The sequence below is a fragment of the Streptomyces sp. SX-6 genome (assembly GCF_059089585.1).
The window spans coordinates 92,119-109,272 of the sequence record NZ_JBTHHU010000002.1 but is presented as its reverse complement, the minus strand read 5'-3'; the positions used below and the strand labels follow the sequence as shown (position 1 = coordinate 109,272).

Genomic DNA, 17,154 nt, shown 5'->3' with positions numbered 1-17,154 from the left:
GTTCCGAGTGCCGCGCGGAAGGGATCCCGGCGGCTGTCGTGTCCCGGTGGGGCCCGCCCCCACCGGGGCGTGTCACCCCGCCCCGTCCAGCAGGCGGAACAGGTCGTCGTCGCTGGCCGAGGACAGGTCGAGCGCGTCGGCCGGGGACGGGCGGTCCGCGCCGGCCGAGGGCGCCTCGGCCGGGCAACGGGCCGCCACCGCCTTCAGCCGCGCCGCCGTGTCCGCGGAGACCGGCGCGCCGGCCGCGAGCAGGGACTCCAGCTCGGCGACCACGGCAGCCGTGTCACGGACGGCGGCCGGTACCGCGAGCCGGTCGCGTACGAGCCGGACGACGGCGTCGGGCGTGGGATGGTCGTACACGAGCGTGGCCGGGAGCCGTACGCCCGTGGCCGCCGCGAGCCTGCTGCGCAGCGCCAACGCGCCCACCGAGGTGATCCCCATGTCCAGGAAGGCCCGGCCGCCTTCGTCGCTCCGCAGATCCTGGATGCCCAGGGCGGCCGAGACCTCGGTGAGGACCAGGGTCAGCACGAGCGCGTCCTGCGCGGGGTCGTCGAGGCCGGACAGCCGGTCGGCCAGGGCCGGCGGCTCGTTGTCGGCCACGGGCTCGTCCCCGGCGCCCGCCGTGTCGCTCCCGGCGGCCTCGGACCCCAGCCAGAACCGCCGCCGCTGGAACGCGTAGGTCGGCAGGGGAACGGGGCGCGCCCCGGGCAGAACCGCGTTCCAGTCGACGGGAACGCCGTGGGCGTGCATCCGGGCGACGGCCGTGAGCACGGCGTGCCGCTCGCTCTCACCGACGCGCAGGCTCGGCACGATGGCGGCCCCGGAGCCGGTGCCGGCGGGGTCCAGGCATTCGTCGATCGCCGGCGTGAGCACCGGATGAGGACCCAACTCCAGGAAACCGGTGACGCGTTCGTCCCGGAGCCGCTCGATCGCGTCCTTGAACCGCACCGACTCCCGTACGTGCCGCAGCCAGTGGCCGGGGTCGTGGGCGTCCTCGGCCGTCAGGTGCTTGCCGGTGGTGGTCGAGACGACGGGGATGACGGGCGTGGCGTAGGACAGCCCGCGGAGGACCGCGCCGAACTCCTCCAGCAGGGGGTCCATGAGCGGCGAGTGGGCGCCGTTGTCCGCGACCCGCCGGTTCTTGTGGCCGGCGGCATTGAGCCGGTCCGTGACCACGGCCAGCGCCGTCTCGGCGCCCGAGAACACGACGGAGTACGGCCCGTTCACGGCGCCGATCGACACGGGTCCCGGCAACCCGGCGAGGAACGACACCGCTTCGCTCTCCGAGACGTGGGCCGCCACCATCGCCCCGCCGGGTGGCAACGCGTCGATCAGCCGGGCCCGGGCCACCACCAGTGTGCAGGCGTCCTCGAGACCGAGCCCGCCCGCCACATGAACGGCGGTGGTCTCGCCGGCCGAGTGTCCCGCCAGGTGGTCCGGGACCACGCCCCAGGACTCGAAGAGCCGGTACAGGGCGACCTGGAGGGCGAACAGGGCGGGATGCGCGTAGGAGTTGTCCTCGAGGAGGGCCGCCTCGTCGGAGTCGGGGTCGGCCCACATCACCGAGAGGAGCGGCCGGTCCAGCAGGGTGTCCATGGTGGCGCACACGTCGCGCAGCGCTGCGTCGAACACGGGGAACGCCTCGGCCGCCCGGCGCCCCATGCCGGACCGCTGGCCGCCCTGGCCGGCGAAGACGATGGCCAGTCCGCCCGGCGAGGAGTCCTCGACGGTGACCGCGGAACTCTGCTTGCCGCTGCCGAACTCGGCGGCCGCGGACAGCAGTTCCGCGCGGCCGGAGCCGCTGATCACGGCCCGGTGGCCGTGCAGCGCGCGCGTGCCGGCCAGCGAGTGGGCGACGTCCCGCGCGGACAGCCCGGGGTCGGCCCGTACCTGCTCGGCCAGCCGTCGCGCCTGCGCGCGGAGCGCCGCCCGGCTGCGGGCGGACAGGATCCAGGGCACGGCCGTGTCGTCGGCGTCGTCGGCGGGCGTGCCGTCCGTGCCGTCGTCGGCCGGTGCCTCCTCCAGGATCACATGGGCGTTGGTGCCGGTGAGCCCGAAGGAGGACACCCCTGCCCGGCGCTTACGCCCGTTCTCCCGGGGCCAGGGCCGGGCCTCGGCCAGCACCCGCACCGAGCCGTCGGACCGGTCCGCCCGGGACGACGGCTCGTCCACGTGCAGGGTCCTGGGCAGCAGGCCGTGGCGCATCGCGAGCACCGTCTTGACGATCCCGACGACTCCCGCGGCGGCCTGGGTGTGTCCGAGGTTCGACTTCACCGAGCCCAGCCACAGCGGCCGGCCGTCGGGGCGATCCCTGCCGTACGTGGCCAGGAGGGCCTGGATCTCCACGGTGTCGCCGAGCGGTGTGCCGGCGCCGTGGCCCTCCACGGCGTCGACGTCCCGCGGTGCCAGCCGGGCGTCCGCCAGGGCCTGGTGGATGACGCGCTGTTGGGCTGGGCCGCTCGGCGCGGTGAGCCCGTCGGAGGCGCCGTCCTGGTTGACGGCGGAACCGCGTACGAGCGCCAGGACGCGGTGGCCGTTGCGCCGGGCGTCCCCGAGCCGTTCCAGCAGGAGCAGTCCCGCGCCCTCGGACCAGGCCGAACCGTCGGCGGCGTCCGCGTAGGCCCGGGAGCGGGAGCCGGGGGACAGCGCGCCCAGCCGGGAGAACCGTGCGAAGGGCGCCGGTGAGGCCATGACGGCGACGCCGCCGGCCAGCGCGAGGGCGGACTCGCCCGACCGCAGGGACCGGCAGGCCAGGTGCAGGGCGACGAGGGAGGACGAGGAGTCGGTGTCCACCGTCAGCGCGGGGCCCTCCAGCCCGTAGGTGTGGGCGATGCGCCCGGAGACCGCGCTCCCGGCGGTCCCGGTGGCCAGCATGCCCTCCAACTCGCCGTGGTTCACGGGTGGGTCGGCGGCGTAGCCGCCGTGGGACGCGCCGGTGAACACGCCGGTGCGGGTGTCCTTCAGGGTCGTCGGGTCGATGCCCGCCCGTTCGAAGGTCTCCCAGGCGGCTTCGAGGAGCAGGCGCTGCTGCGGGTCGGTCGCCGTCGCCTCCTGCTCGGAGAAGCCGAAGAAGCCCGCGTCGAAGTGGCCCGCGTCGTGCAGGAAGCCGCCTTCGCGGGCGCAGGTCGTGCCGGGGCGGTCGGGGTCGTCGCCGAAGAGGCGGCCGAGGTTCCAGCCACGGTCCTCGGGGAAGCCGGACATCGCGTCGGCCTCGCCGGAGAGCAGTTCCCACAGGGCTTCGGGGGAGTGGGCCCCGCCCGGCAGCCGGCAGGCCATGCCGATGACGGCCACGGGCTCGGCGGACGGATCGTTCGTGTAGTCATCTGTCTGGACGGGCACCTTCACTCCCGGATTCGAGCGCTTTCATCGGTTGGGGGACGCGGCCGGCGGGTCACTCCGGGGCGGACGTCAGCCCTCGTGCACGGTGATCGCCCGGGACGGGCAGAGGCCGGCCGCCAGCCGGACCTTGGCCGCGTCGCCGGTGCCGGGCGCGGCGAGGAGGGCGACCAGCCCGTCCTCGTCCTGGTCGAAGATCTCCGGCGCGGTGAGCACGCACTGGCCCGCTCCCACGCAGCGGTCGGGGTCGACGGTGATACGCATGGTGGTGTCTCTCCTGCGGTGGATGGGGGCCCGCCGGACGGCCGGAGGCGCGTCCGGCGGGCAGGGGTTCCGCTACCAGCGGACCGGCAGCTCGTGCAGGCCGTACAGCACGCCGTCGTGCTTGAAGGCCAGCCCTTCTTCCGGCACGTCGAGCCGGAGCGTCGGGATGCGCTCGAAGAGCTTGCGGTAGGCGATCTCCATCTCGACCCGCACCAGGTTCTGCCCGAGACACTGGTGCACGCCGTAGCCGAAGGCCACATGGTGGCGGGCGGACCTGGCGGGGTCGAACATGTGCGGGCACTCGAAGGCGTTCCCGTCGTGGTTGGCCGCCGCGACCAGCGGCACGATGCCGTCGCCCGCCTTGACGAGCTGTCCCGCGATCTCCACGTCCTCGACCGCCACCCGCAGGGACACCAGGTCGGCGACCGAGTGGAAACGCAGGGTCTCCTCCACGGCCCGGTCGTCGCCGATCCACTCGGGGTTCATGAGGAGCGTGACCACACCGAGTGCGATGTTGTTGGCGGTCGTCTCGTGGCCGGCGATGAGCAGCAGCATCAGCACGCCCGACAACTCGTGCGGGGCGATCGCGCCGTTGGCCAGCAGCCGGCTGATCAGGTCGTCGGCGGGCCACTTCTCCTTGATGGCCACCAGCCGCTTGATGTACCGCAGGAGGTCCGCGGCGGCGGCCTCCCGCTGCTGGTCGGTCGAGGCGTGGATGGCGACCAGGGTGCGCGTCCTGGACTCGAAGAACTCGCGGTCGGCGGGCGGCACTCCGAGCAGCGCCGAGATCACCAGCGAGGGGATGGGCAGGGCGAAGTCCGCGACGAGATCGGCGGAGTCGCCCGCGGCCAGCATCTCGTCGAGGCGCTTCTCCACCGTGCTCTCGATCGCCGGCCGCATCGCCCGGACCCGCCGGACGGTGAACTCGGGGATGAGCGCCTTGCGGAACCGGTCGTGCTCCGGGGAGTCCATCCCCACGAACCAGCCCGGGATCTGCTCCTGGCTGGGCACCCCCAGGGTCGTGCCGGCGGTCGGGAACCCCTTGTGCTGCGGGTTGGAGCTGATCTTGGGATTGGTCAGGACGGCACGTACGTCCTCGTGCCGGGTGACCAGCCAGGCCCGGTTGCCGTTGGGCACGTGGGTGAGGACCAGCCCCTCCTGCTCCCGGTAGTCCGCGTAGTCGGGCGGCGGGAAGGGCGCGCCGGGCTTGCGCTGCGGAAAGTCGACCACCAGCGGGTCGGTGTGCGTCATGTGCGGATTTCCCCTCTTGGCCGGGCCGGTCAGCCCACGCCGTAGAACGCGCGGACCTTGCCGATCACGAAGTCCTGGTCGGCGGCGGTCAGTCCGGTGTGCGTGGGCAGGTACAGCCCGTCCTCGGCGAAGACGTTGGCGTTGAGCGAGGGCCAGTCGGGGCTGAAGTACATGGGCTGCCGGCTCATCGGCTTGAAGAAGAGCCGGGTCTCGATGGACTGGTCGGCCAGGAACGCCCGTAGCTCCTCACGGCGTTCGGCCCGGAGGTCGTACATCCACAGCACGTCGCGCGGCGGCATCAGCGTGATGCCGGGGACGTCGGCGAGGCCCTCGTCGTAGCGCTTCTCGATCGCGCGGCGGATCTCGAGGATCTCGTCCAGCCGCTCGGTCTGGCCCAGGGCGACGGCGGCCTGCATGGCCGTCATCCGGAAGTTGTAGGCGACCTTCTTGTGCAGGAAGCTGTGGTCCCGGGTGAAGGCCATGGCGCGCAGGTGCTCCAACTGCCCGGCCAGCCTGGGGTCGTCGGTGAGGCAGATGCCGCCCTCGCCCGAGGTGATGATCTTGTTGGCGAAGAGCGAGTAGCAGGCGATGTCGCCGACCGGCCGGATGCCGTGGGCCTCGGCGGAGTCCTCGACGACCCGCAGGTTGTGCTGGAACGCGATGTCCATGATCGCGTCCATGTCGCAGCGCCGGCCGTAGATGTGGACGGGCATGATGGCCTTCGTCCGCGAGGTGATCTTCTCCTCGATGAGGGTGACGTCGATGTTGAGGTCGTCCGCGCAGTCCACGAAGACGGGCGTCGCCCCGGTGTAGGTGACTGCCCACGCGGAGGCCACCATGGTGAACTCGGGGACGATCACCTCGTCGCCCGGGCCGATCCCCAGTGCCCGCAGGGCCAGCGTCAGGGCGGCGGTCCCGGAGGAACACGCGACGCCGTGCGCGACCGCGTTGTAGTCCGCGAAGGCCCGTTCGAAGCGCTGGATCATGGGGCCTTGGGACGATATCCAGCCGTCGCCCACGGTGGCGGTGACGTATTCCAGCTCTCTGCCGTCCAGGGCGGGCCTGGACACGGGGTACTTGAACGACATCGTCGGTTGCTTCCTTCTCGTATGGTCCGGGTGCCTCGTGCGGTCCGCGTGCCCTGGCGTCTTCACGCCAGGGCCGGGAGCCCGAGGATCAGGGAGGCGGCGGTCTCCCGGCCGCCCGCCGCGTGTTGCAGGGCGCTGAGCCGCTCCGCGTTCTCGCGGAAGGAGGGGGTGCCCAGCACCCGGGTGAGCTTGTCGACGACGTCGCCGACGGAGAGGTGCTGCGGCCGGTCCAGGGTCAGGCTGATGCCGAAGTCCCGGCCGCGCACGGCCTGGTCGAAGCAGTCCACCCACAGCGGCCGGACCACGAGCGGTTTGCCGAAGTACACGCCCTCGTTGAAGCCGTTGCCGCCGCCGTGGGTGAAGAACACCTTCACGTTCGGATGGGCGAGAACGTCGTGCTGCGAGGGAACCCAGCTCTCGATACGGAGGTTGGCCGGCAGCGACTCCGCCGGCGGGAGCAGGCGCTGCTGCTCCCTGGACAGCTTCCACAGCACCTGGTGCCGGCCCTCCAGGCGGCGGGCGACCTCCACGATGGAGCCGACCTCTGCCCGGGTCAGCCGGGTGATGGTCCCGAGCCCTATGTAGACGACGGACGACTGGGCGTCCAGCCAGTGCGAGAGGTCCTCGTCGTCCGGGGCCTCCGGAAGCGGCGGGACCATCGTGCCCACCAGCCGCATCTTCTCCGGGACGTCGAAGGGGTAGTCCAGCTCCGCGATCGAATTGCACAGGACCATCTCGGCCTTCTCGATCCTCGCCATCTGTCCGAGCGAGGGGAGGCCGAGTGCCGTACGCCGACGGCTGTCCGCCGCGAGGACCCTGCCCATCCCGGGCGTGCAGAACAGCGCGAGGGTCCTGAACCTGAACAGCTCGTTGCTGACGCGCTGGGCGAGGGTCATCCTGACCGGCAGCCCGGTGTGGGGGACCGGGAAGCCCCTCGGGGTGTAGCTCTTCCCGAAGGGCGTGTGCGACGTCAGCACGTTGCTCGGCAGGAACGGCACGCTCAGCACGTACGGGATCTTCCGCGCGATGGCCAGCTCGACGGCGAAGGAGCTGATCGATTCGATGACCATCAGCTTCGGCCGGACCTCGTCGACCACGGCTTCGAGCCGGCGGAACTTCACCGCCTGGAGGTCGGGCCGGTAGGTGTGCCGGATGACCGCGCGGTGGGCCTTGAAGCGTGAGGACTGGGTGACCTCGCGGTAGATCCGGTCGTCCCAGGTCACGGCCGACAGTTCGGGGATGACCTCGCCCAGGGAGGCGAACTCCACCGGCGAGCCGCCCTCCCCGATCCTCTTGACGTCGTCGCGCCGAGGTTCGTCGGTGGCGAACCAGAGGTCCTCCACCCCTTGGCGGGACAGCTCGCCCGCCAGCACGAGCATCGGATTGAGCAGGCCGCTCTCCGGAAGGCTGACGAAGAGGATCGGCCGTCGGGCGGAGTCCATGGGTTCCCTTTCAGCGGTGGCAGGCAGGCACGTCGAACACGTCCGGTGCGGGGCGGCCGACGTACTCACCTTTGATCTCACGCCGGATGCCGGGAAATCCTTAGACTCCGCCGCCCGCTCCCTCGCGCGCGGTGGCTGTCACGCCGGGTGCCGGGCGCCCCGACGGCGGCCGGCACGCGTTCCCGCGCGCCGTGGAAATGCTTGACGCGTTTTTGTCGCGAACACCGCGACCGGGTGCGGCGCGTATTCCGAGGGTGAATCGAGTGCGGTGACGGGGCATTTTTCAATAGCCATGCCGTCCCGGCCCGGCGCCCATGAATTCGTCGCCCTCGATCCGGCTTCCTGACGTGGCGTGGCCGTCCGTGTTCGGAGAGTGAAATCCCGCCCCGGGAGTGGCGTAAAAGTTTCGGACATTGGCGTGATTCGGATCCGAACCGGGTCACCGAAGCTGCGAGCCGGGTACCGAACTTTTTCGGCGGAGCCGCAGATTTAAGCATCCACGTCATGGCGGTCGTTGACCCCTGGACTAGTAGTTAACTAGCCTTCCAAAAAGTTTTTCGCTCCACACGTGAAGCTTCATGAAAGGGATATCCCCTTGTTGGATGCACCCCCCATGCGAATTGATTCGACCCGACTCGCGGCGCACGACAACCCGGTGGGCCAGGTCAGGTCTGTGGGCGCACACCAGCAGCCCGACCAGTCAGGCATGTGTATGGCGAGTCTCGACGCGGCCCTGACCATCCAGCAGGCGAACCAGGAGTTCTTCCGGCAGTTCAACGGCTCGTCCGAGGAACTGTGCGGCCGCAGCATCCGCGACGTGGTGCATCCGAGCGTCCAGCAGCCGCTGATGCGGCAGTTCTCCCACTTACTGGAAGGCAGGCGCCAGCGCTTCGTCACCCCCGTCATCACCGCGGGCTCCGAGGAGGAGTCGGCTTTCACTGTTCCCCTCACCGCGGTCGCGGTGCGCGGCGGCCTGCCCGGCACGACAGCGATCCTGGTCATGATGCCCACGACCCGGGACGCCGAGGAGGCGCGCGTGGTCACCAGCCGGAAGAAGATCCTCTCCGAGATGGACGCCCGCATTCTCGAGGGCATCGCCGCCGGCGTCTCCACCATCCCGCTGGCCTCGCGCCTCTATCTGAGCCGGCAGGGAGTCGAGTACCACGTCACCTGTCTGCTGCGGAAGTTGAAGGTGCCCAACCGCGCCGCGCTGGTCTCCCGCGCCTATTCCATGGGTGTACTCAAGGTCGGCACCTGGCCGCCCGAGGTCGTGGAGGACTTCGTGAAGTGACGGAGACATCGTGAAATGACCCGGACGCCGCCCCTCCGGTACGGGCGGCGGCAATCCGGCCACAATGTCCGCTTGTGGCTCAAAGGTGTGTGGAATCGGCGGGTTGCTCTTCCTAGGGTCGTGTCGACTGGATCATGCAGACCGGCCCCCCGGGCCGGCCGCCGGCGCCCCGCTCGTCCTCCGGGACCGCGTCCGGCTTCGCGAAAGGGAACACTGTGGCGGTCACCCCACAGACACGTCATGAGTCCTTCCAGGGCCTGGTCGGCCGAACCGCCGAACTGAACAGCTTGCTGCGGCAGGCCGGCCTGGCCCGGGCGGGGGCCGCGCGGGCCGTACTGGTCCGGGGCCCGGCCGGAATCGGCAGAACCAGCCTGCTGGACGCCGTCACCGTCCGCCTGCGGTCCGACGGCTTCACCGTACGCACCATCGGCTCCTTGCCCGGCCGGGGCCCCGATGTGCAGCCCCTCCCCGCCGGGCCCCTGCCGACGGGACTCCCGGGCTCGCCGGCCGATCCGTACGCGGACCACCGGCGGCTGCACGGCCGGATCCTCCGGCTGCTCGCCGACGGCCCGCTGGCCGTCGTCGTCGACGACGCCCAGTCCTGCGCCGAATCGTCCCTGCGCTGCCTGGACTTCGTCCTGCGCCGCGTTGCCGCGCACCCCCTCCTCGTCCTCCTCGCCCAGCGCGCGGAGAGCGACGGCCCCGGCACGGCCGTCCTGGCCGAACTGCTGGCCCAGGACCGGTGTGCGCTGCTGGAACTGGGACCGATGAACGAGTCCGGCACCGGCCGCCTGATCGAACGGACACTGGGCGGGCCCGTGGACCCGCTCTTCGCCCGCCGCTGCGCGGAGATCTGCGGCGGCAACCCGCTGCTGCTCGGCCGGCTGCTCGACGGGCTGCGCACGGCCGGGATCCGCCCCGACCGCGACGGTGTGCGCCGGCTGCGCGGTGTCCACGACGGCATCCTCGCCCCGCTGATCCCGGACTTCCTGGCCCTCCAGCCGCACCCCGTACGACAGGTGGCCACCGCCCTGGCCGTCCTCGGCCAGGCCGACCCCGACCTGCTGGGCATGCTGTCCGGCGTCTCGCGCCGGCACGTGGAGGCCGCGCTGGGCGTGCTGCGCCGGTTCGAGGCCGCGGTCCCCGGGCCGCGCGGGGCGGTGATGCGCAACCGCTTCCGTCGGGCCGTCCTCACCAGCATGCTGGATGACACCCTGCACGAGCTGCGGCTCCGGGCCGCCCGGCTGCTGAACGACGCCGGCCGGCCGGCCGCCGACATCGTCGGCCAACTCCTCCATCTGAAACGCGTCGACGAACCCTGGATGCTCGCCGTGCTCCGCGATGCCATCGCCGAGGCACCCGGCGGGATCGCCACCGAGTTCGTGGCCGTCTGCCTCCGGAGCGCCCTGAAGACACGACTGACGGCGGACGAACGCAAGGACGTGCACCGGGAATTGGCGCGCGCCTGCGCCAACATCGCCCCGGCCGCCGCCCTGGAGCACCTGCGCGAGGCCCTCGCCGCCGCCGCGGACATCCGGGAGAAGGCCGCCATCGCCGTGGAGTACGGCATCTCGGCCGTCGGCACCCACCAGGCCGCCGACGCCGCCCGCACGCTCGGCGACGTCCTGGACGGCCTCGACGCGGGCCCGGACGCCGACGACGAACTCCGCGCCACCGTCGCCTCGACCCTGCTGGTCGCCGCCGTCAACGACAGGACGGCCATGCCCGTGGCCCGCGAACGGGCCCGCGCCTGGCGGCAGCCGCGCGGCGACAGCCCCGCCGAGCGCCAGCTCCTGGCCGCCATGAGCACCATGGCCTGCCTGGAGGGCAGACCGGCCGAGGAGGCCGCCGCGCTCGCCCGCACGGCGTTGCGCGTCGAGGAGGCCGCCTCCGTCGGCTGGTGGGGCGTCGGCGCCGCCACAGTCCTCGGCCTGGCGGACGCCACCGACGAGGCCCTGACCGGCCTGGAACGCGCCTGCGCCGGCGGCCTCGCGCCGCACGGCGCCTGGATCCGGGTCGGGGCGCTGGCCTCCTGGTCCCTCACCCTCCACGACGCCGGCGACATCGGCGGCGGGCTGCGGCACGCACGGGCCGCCCTCGCGCTCGCCGAGCGGTCCTTCCCGGGCGAACCCGTGCCCACGGCCCAGCTCGCCCTGAGCGGTTCGCTGCTCTCCGCCGACCGGACCGCCGAGGCATGCCGCGTACTCGACCAGGTCGTGCGCACCGACGCCCTGCTCGAACGCCGCATCTTCGAGTGGCACCACTACCTCTTCGTCCGGGGCCGGGCACTGCGCCAACAAGGCGATCTGGAGGGCGCCGTGGCGGCGTGGCTGCGGTGCGGCAGCAGCCTGGCGGAGGCCGGCGTGGCCAACCCGGTCCTGGTCCCCTGGTGGCTGTCCGCCACCACCACCCTGGTCCGCCTCGGCCGGACCGCCGAGGCCGCCGAGGTCGTCGAACGGACCCGGGCGGACGTACGGCGCTGGGGCACCCCCCGGGCCCTCGGCCTCGGCCTGCTCGCCGCCGCCTGCGTCGCCGAGGGCCGGACCCGGCTGCGGCTGCTCGGCGACGCGGTGGACTCCCTGGCCGCCTCGCCGGCCCGCCTGGAACTCGCCAAGGCCGAATACCAGCTCGGCCACGAACTGCTGCTCCACGGCGACGCCGACGGCGCCCGCCGCCATCTGCGCCGCGTCATCGAACGGGCCAGGCACAGCGGCTACCACCTGCTCGCCGCCACCGCCCGCAAGGCGCTGATCACCGCCGGCGGACGGATGCCGCAGCTCGCCGCGAACCCGCTCGACTCCCTCACCGACAGCGAGCGCCGCGTGGCCGCGCTGGCGTGCGGCGGAGCGAGCAACAAGAAGATCGCCGAGGTGCTGTTCATCGCCACCCGCACCGTGGAGATGCACCTGACCAACGTCTACCGCAAACTCGACGTCCGCGGCCGCGCCGAACTCCCCGACGGCATCCCGCCGGCCGGCCTCCTGGCGGCGGGCTGATGAGCGGGCCGCGGCCCGGCGGTGACGGTTCGCCCGGCACCGACCGTACGCCCGCCGCCACCCCGGACGGCCCACCCCTCCCCGGCCGCGAGCCGGAAGAGGCGCTGCTCTCCGCCGCGTTGCGCCGCCTCCGCCGGGGCCGGCCCGTGCTCGCCGAGGTGGGCGGTCCGCCCGGCATCGGGCGCAGCGCCCTGCTGGACCGCGCGGTGGCCCTGGCCGGACAGGCCGGTGTCCGGGCGATCGCCGTCCAGGCGTGCCCGGAGGACCCCGGCCCGCCCCTCGGTCTCGCCGTACAACTGCACAACGCCCTGACGCGCGGCGGCCGGGGCGCGGGGGACTCGCGGGTCCTCGACCGGGCCGCCCTGTGCCGGGACGTCCTCGCCGCCGCCCGCACCGGGCCGCTGCTGCTCGTCGTCGACGACGTCCAGTGGGCCGACCGGGCGTCGCTGCGCTGGTTGCAGAGCCTCGCCCGGCGCCTCGCGGGCACTTCCCTGATGTTCCTCACCGCCCGCAGCGACGCCCTGCCCGCCGGCCCGGACGACCACATCACCGCCTGCCCGCTGGACGACGAGGACGCCGTGGCCCGGTACGTCCTCCCCCTCGGCCCGCTGCCGGACGCGGTCGTCGGCCGGATCCTGGACGGTGCGTGGACCGTCCCGGGCGACCCGGCGTTCCGGGCGGCGGCGGCCCGGGCCGCCGGCGGGAACCCCGCCCTGCTGCGCTCGGTCATCAGCCGGTTCGCCCGGCACGGATGGCGGCCGACCGCCGACCACGTGCCCCAACTCGCCGACTGCGCCGAGGAGGCCGTCCGGCAGCGCGCCGGGCACATCCTCGCCGTGCTGCCCCCGGACCTCCGCGACGTCCTGCGCGTCGTCGCGGCCGCCGGGCCAGACTGCACCCACTCCATGATCACCGCTCTCGCCGGGGCGCGCCCGGCCCGCGCCCTCGGCCGGCTCGCCGGCACCGGCCTGCTCGTCCCCGGCGACCGGCCCGCCTTCCGGCACCCGGCGGCCGCCGGGACCGTCCTGGCCGGCATGGGCGTCCGGAACCGCGAGGAACTCCACGCCCGCGCCGCCGCCTGGGCGTACCGGACCGCCGCCCCCGATGCCCTGGTGGCCCGCATGCTGCTGAACGCGCCGCCCACCGACGACACCTGGGCCGCCGGCCTGCTGCGCGGCGAGGCCGCCCGGCTCCGCGCCGTCGGCCGGCCGGACGAGGCCGCCCGGCTGCTCCACCGCGCCCTGCGCGAACCGGTGCCGCCCGAGCGGCGCGTCGAGCTGCTGACCGAACTCTCGGCCGCCGTCCTCCCCGCCGACCCGGCCGCGGCCGGCCGGCACCTGCGCCAGGCCCTGCTCACGGACGGCGGCGGCACCGCCGGACCCGCCTGGGTGCAGGCCGCCGAATCCCTGGTGATCAGCGGCGACATGGCCTCCGCCCAGCCACTGATCGCCCGGGCCGCCGGGCGCGCCGCACCGGACGGCGAGTCCGCGAGGGCCCTGCGCGCCCTGTACTGGCTCGCCGAACAGAGCGAGCCGGAGACCGCCGACGGGCTCGACCACCCCCCGGTCCCCCCGCTGCCGGCCCGGCCCACCGACGCGGCGGAGGCCGCGGCCGCGGCCTGGCGCACCGCCCTTCGCGGCCGGGACCCCGGCCTGGCCCGCCGACTGGCCCGTACCGCCCTCGCGCCCGACGCCCGCCCCGCCGCGCCGCTGCTCCTCCGGGTGGCGGCCGCCCACGCGCTGGTGCTCGGCGGCGACCACGACGAGGCCCGTACCGTCCTCGACACCGTGGTGGTGCGGGCCCGGCACGCGGACGCCCGCCAGGTCGCCGGGCTCGCCCTCCTCGTCACCGGCCTCGCCGAACTGGACCGGGGACGACCCGACGCCGCGTCGGAGGCGCTGGACCGGGTCCGGGAGACCCTGCCCGGCGACCGCCGGCCCCCGTTCCTCGCCCCGGGCCTGACCGGCCTCGCGGCATTGATACGGCTGGAACAGGGCGAACCGGACGCGGCCGAGCGGCTGCTGGACCGCGCCGACCCGGTCCGCAACGCGGCCGGGCTCTCCGGAGCCCTTCTGTACTACGCCCGGGGTCGCACCCGCCTGGCGCGCGGCCACCGGGAGGAGGCCCTGGCCGATCTGCTGGAGTGCGGCCGCAGGCTGCTCGCCCGGCAGGTGACCAACCCCGCCTTCCTGCCCTGGCGTTGTGCCGCCGCCGCGGCGAGCGATAGGCTCGCGGACCCCGCCCCGTCCGCCCGGGAACAGCCCCCCGTACGGGCCCCGGACGGCCCCGGCGCCCGGGCCCGCGGCGATACGCCGCCCGCCGCCCGACCGGCGGACCGGCGCGAACTGACCCGCGCCGAACTGCGGGTGGCCGTCATGGCCGCCGACGGCCTGCCCAGCAGGGCCATCGCCGCCGCACTGGCGGTCACCCCGCGCACCGTCGAACTCCATCTGACCAAGACCTACCGCAAGCTGGGCATCCAGGGCCGGCCCGAACTGGCCGCCGCGCTGCGGCACCGACCGAAAGCGAGACCATGACCCCCCTGCGCGGCCGAGAACGCGAACTCGCCCTGATCACCGCGGCGATGGACGCCGCACACCGGGGCGACGGCCGCCTGCTGGCCGTGACCGGCGGCATCGGCATCGGCAAGACCGCTCTGCTGCGCCGGCTGCCCGCGCTCGCCGCGCCGCACGGCCTGCACGTCCTGACCGCCGGCTGCGCCCCGCAGGAACAGGACTTCCCCATGGGCGTCGTGAGTCAGCTCCTCGACCCGCTCCCGGGCTGCGGGCCCCTCGACCCCGTCCCCGGCCCGGACCGCTTCACCGACCTCCTCGGCCTCGTCGCCGAACGCGCCCGGGAACAGCCTCTGTTGATCCTCGTGGACGACGTCCAGTGGGCCGACCCGCTCTCCCTGCGCTGGCTCGGCGGCCTCGCCCAGCGGCTGCCAGGCATGCGCGCCGTCCTGGCGGTCGGCGTACGGGAGGGCGAGCCGGGCGCGGACACGCCGGGGGTACGGGCGCTCGTCGAACACGCCGCCCCCCTCCTCCACCTGGCCCCGCTGCCCCCGGAGGCCCTCGCACGCCTGGTCGCCGACCGCCTGGGCCGCCCCGGCGACCCCGCGCTGACCGACGCCTGCCACCAGGCGTCGGGCGGCAACCCCCTGTTCGCCGTCGCCGCGCTCACCGCCCTCGCCCCCGACGGGCCGGTCCACCGGCCCGTGGCGCTGCCCGAGCGCCTCGCCGTCGCCCTGCGCTCCCAGCCCGCACCGGTACGCCAGCTCGCCAGGGCACTGGCCGTCCTCGACGAGGAGGACGGCCTCGAACTGGCCGGCCCGCTCGCCGGACTCGACACCGTCGGAGCCGAGGAGGCCGCCCGCTGCCTGCGCCGCCTCGGCCTGCTGGCCGAGGGCCCCGCACCGCGCTTCGTCCACCCGTCCGTACGGGAGGCCGCCGAGGAGTCGATGACCCCTGCGGAACACGAGGACATCCACCTGCGCGCCGCCCGGCTGCTGTACAGCGGCGGCCTCCCGGCCGAACGGGTCGCCGCCCAGCTCCTCGCCGTCACCTCGGGCCACGACGGCTGGGCCGCCGAGGTCCTGCGGACTGCCGCGACCGCCGCCCTGCGGCGCGGCGCCCTCCAGGAGGCGGCCCGCTATCTGCGCCGCGCCCTGCTCGGCAGCCCGTCGTCCGGCGCCGACCGGGCCGCCCTGTTGCTCGACCTGGCCACGGCCGAGCGCGACGTCGACCCGCCGGCCGCCGTACGCCACCTCTCCCAGGCCCTGATCCTGCTCCCCACCCCCGCCGGGCAGGCCCTCGCCGCCGCCCGCATCCCGCCCTTCCTGCTCGGCAGTTGTCCCCCGTCGGTCATCGACACCGTCGCGAAGGCGGCCGCCGGCCTGGGCGAGCCGGATCTCCTCACCGGTGCCGAACGCCAGGCGGCCCTGCGCCTGGAGGCCCGGTTGCGCCACATCGCCGTGGCGGGCCCCGGCGACATCGGGCGGAGCGCCGGCCGATTACGGCGTCTGGGCGGCATGCCCCCGATGCGCACCGCCGCCGAACGCGAACTCGTCGCCGTACTGCTGCACGGCGCCGCCGTGACCCAGGGGATGACCGCTGCCGAGGCCGCGTTCCAGGCCAACCGCGTCCTCCAGCACGAACCCGCGGCCCCCGGCCACGTCCACACCGCGCTGACCCTCCTGTGCGCCGTCCTGGCGGCCGCGGAGTCGCTGGACGCCATCGGCCCCTGGCTGGCCACCGCGCGGGAGAGTGCCGCCCGGGACGGCGCCCCCGTCCCCCGAGCGGTGATCGCCGCCGAGCTCGCCCATGTCCAGCTGGCCCGGGGCCGGCTGCGGGACGCCAGGGCCCACGCCGAGGAGGCGGTCGCCCTCGGCGCCATGGAGTGGGCCACGCTGACCTCCATGACCGCCCTTGTCGCGGTCGCCGTCCACAGCAGGGACACCGCGCTGACCCGGCGGCTGCTCGCCCAGCGCCGCGAGGTCGCCGAGCACGACTACCGGCCGTCCCCCCTGCAACTGCTCAGGGCCTCCGTCGCGGCGGTCGAGGGAGACCCGGCCACGGCCCTGGAGTACGTCCTCGACTGGGGCCGCTCGGCCGAACGCGCCGACTGGCGCAACCCCGCCCTGGCCCCCTGGAGGACCTGGGCGGCCGGCCTGTACCACCGGCTGGGCCGGCCCGAGCCGGCCCACAACCTCGCCGACGAGGAGTATGAACGGGCCGTCGCCTGGGGCACCCCGGCCGCCATCGGCCGCGCCCTGCGGACCAGGGGCGTGCTCACGGCGGGGGAGCAGGGCATCGAGCTGCTGCGCGAGTCCGCCGACACGCTGGAGGGTTCCGTGAATGCCATGGAGGCGGCGCGCACCGAACTGCTCCTCGGACGAAGGCTGTTGGACGCCGACCGGTATGCCGAAGGGGAGAGCCGTCTGTGCCGGGCCCGCGACCGGGCCCTCGACTGCGGAGTGCCGTGGATCGCCGACCGGGCACGCCGGGACCTCGCCGACTCGGCGGGTTCCCGGACCTCGGTGGCGATGGCGGCGCTCACCCGGGCCGAACGCCGGGTCGCCGGGCTCGCCGCCCACGGCGTGTCCAACAAGGACATCGCCGAGCGGCTGGAGGTGAGTTCGCGCGCGGTGGAGAAGCACCTCACCCGCGTCTACCGCAAGCTCGACGTCACCGGACGGACGGAACTGGCCGCCTTGGCCCCCCTGCTGCCCGATGCCACGGTCGGCTGAGCGGTGTACCCGGCCGGAACGGCTCGTACCGTACCGAACCGAAGTACGCCCCTACCCGAGGTAACCGAACCCTCGGGCCGGCAGCCACAGGGTTAGCCCGCCCGGTCCGGATCGCGTTGACAGTCTTCGCGCGGTGTCCATAGCGTCCCTTCCGGGCCGGGTCGCAGCGCAACGCCTTCCCGGCCGCTTCCGGCCGTGTCGTCCGCCGGCCCCTCAACCACCTTTCCCTACCCGGAAG

General features: G+C 74.1%; 8 protein-coding genes and 1 pseudogene. 4 read left to right on the top strand and 5 right to left on the bottom strand.

What is annotated here, in order from left to right; translation table 11 throughout:
* Positions 1-72: 72 nt before the first annotated feature.
* The 5 genes and pseudogenes from ACV530_RS03025 to ACV530_RS03005 all read right to left on the bottom strand — a co-directional run.
* Positions 73-3,297: pseudogene (locus tag ACV530_RS03025) on the bottom strand (type I polyketide synthase); the annotation flags it as partial.
* 111 nt (positions 3,298-3,408) lie between these two features.
* Complete coding sequence (locus ACV530_RS03020; RefSeq protein ID WP_494330627.1) at positions 3,409-3,600, bottom strand: ferredoxin; 192 nt, start codon at positions 3,598-3,600, stop codon at positions 3,409-3,411.
* Between the two features lie 72 nt (positions 3,601-3,672).
* Complete coding sequence (locus ACV530_RS03015) at positions 3,673-4,851, bottom strand: cytochrome P450 (protein ID WP_494330626.1); 1,179 nt, start codon at positions 4,849-4,851, stop codon at positions 3,673-3,675.
* A 29-nt stretch (positions 4,852-4,880) separates the two neighbouring features.
* On the bottom strand, positions 4,881-5,939 hold the full coding sequence (locus ACV530_RS03010) for a DegT/DnrJ/EryC1/StrS family aminotransferase (RefSeq protein ID WP_494330625.1): 1,059 nt from the start codon (positions 5,937-5,939) through the stop codon (positions 4,881-4,883).
* 62 nt (positions 5,940-6,001) lie between these two features.
* On the bottom strand, positions 6,002-7,381 hold the full coding sequence (locus ACV530_RS03005) for a glycosyltransferase (protein WP_494330624.1): 1,380 nt from the start codon (positions 7,379-7,381) through the stop codon (positions 6,002-6,004).
* A 706-nt stretch (positions 7,382-8,087) separates the two neighbouring features.
* On the opposite strand from ACV530_RS03005, the gene ACV530_RS03000 reads away from it, so the two are divergent.
* From ACV530_RS03000 to ACV530_RS02985, 4 genes are all read left to right on the top strand, one after another.
* A complete protein-coding gene (locus tag ACV530_RS03000) occupies positions 8,088-8,672 on the top strand; it encodes a LuxR C-terminal-related transcriptional regulator (RefSeq protein ID WP_494330818.1) in 585 nt (194 codons plus the stop codon).
* A 215-nt stretch (positions 8,673-8,887) separates the two neighbouring features.
* Positions 8,888-11,668: a helix-turn-helix transcriptional regulator gene (locus ACV530_RS02995; RefSeq protein ID WP_494330623.1), complete on the top strand. Its 2,781-nt coding sequence runs from the start codon at positions 8,888-8,890 to the stop codon at positions 11,666-11,668.
* Complete coding sequence (locus ACV530_RS02990) at positions 11,668-14,205, top strand: AAA family ATPase (protein WP_494330622.1); 2,538 nt, start codon at positions 11,668-11,670, stop codon at positions 14,203-14,205. The genes ACV530_RS02995 and ACV530_RS02990 overlap by 1 nt, the downstream gene beginning before the upstream one ends.
* A complete protein-coding gene (locus ACV530_RS02985) occupies positions 14,202-16,916 on the top strand; it encodes an ATP-binding protein (RefSeq protein WP_494330621.1) in 2,715 nt (904 codons plus the stop codon). The genes ACV530_RS02990 and ACV530_RS02985 overlap by 4 nt, the downstream gene beginning before the upstream one ends.
* The last annotated feature ends 238 nt before the right edge of the window (positions 16,917-17,154 follow it).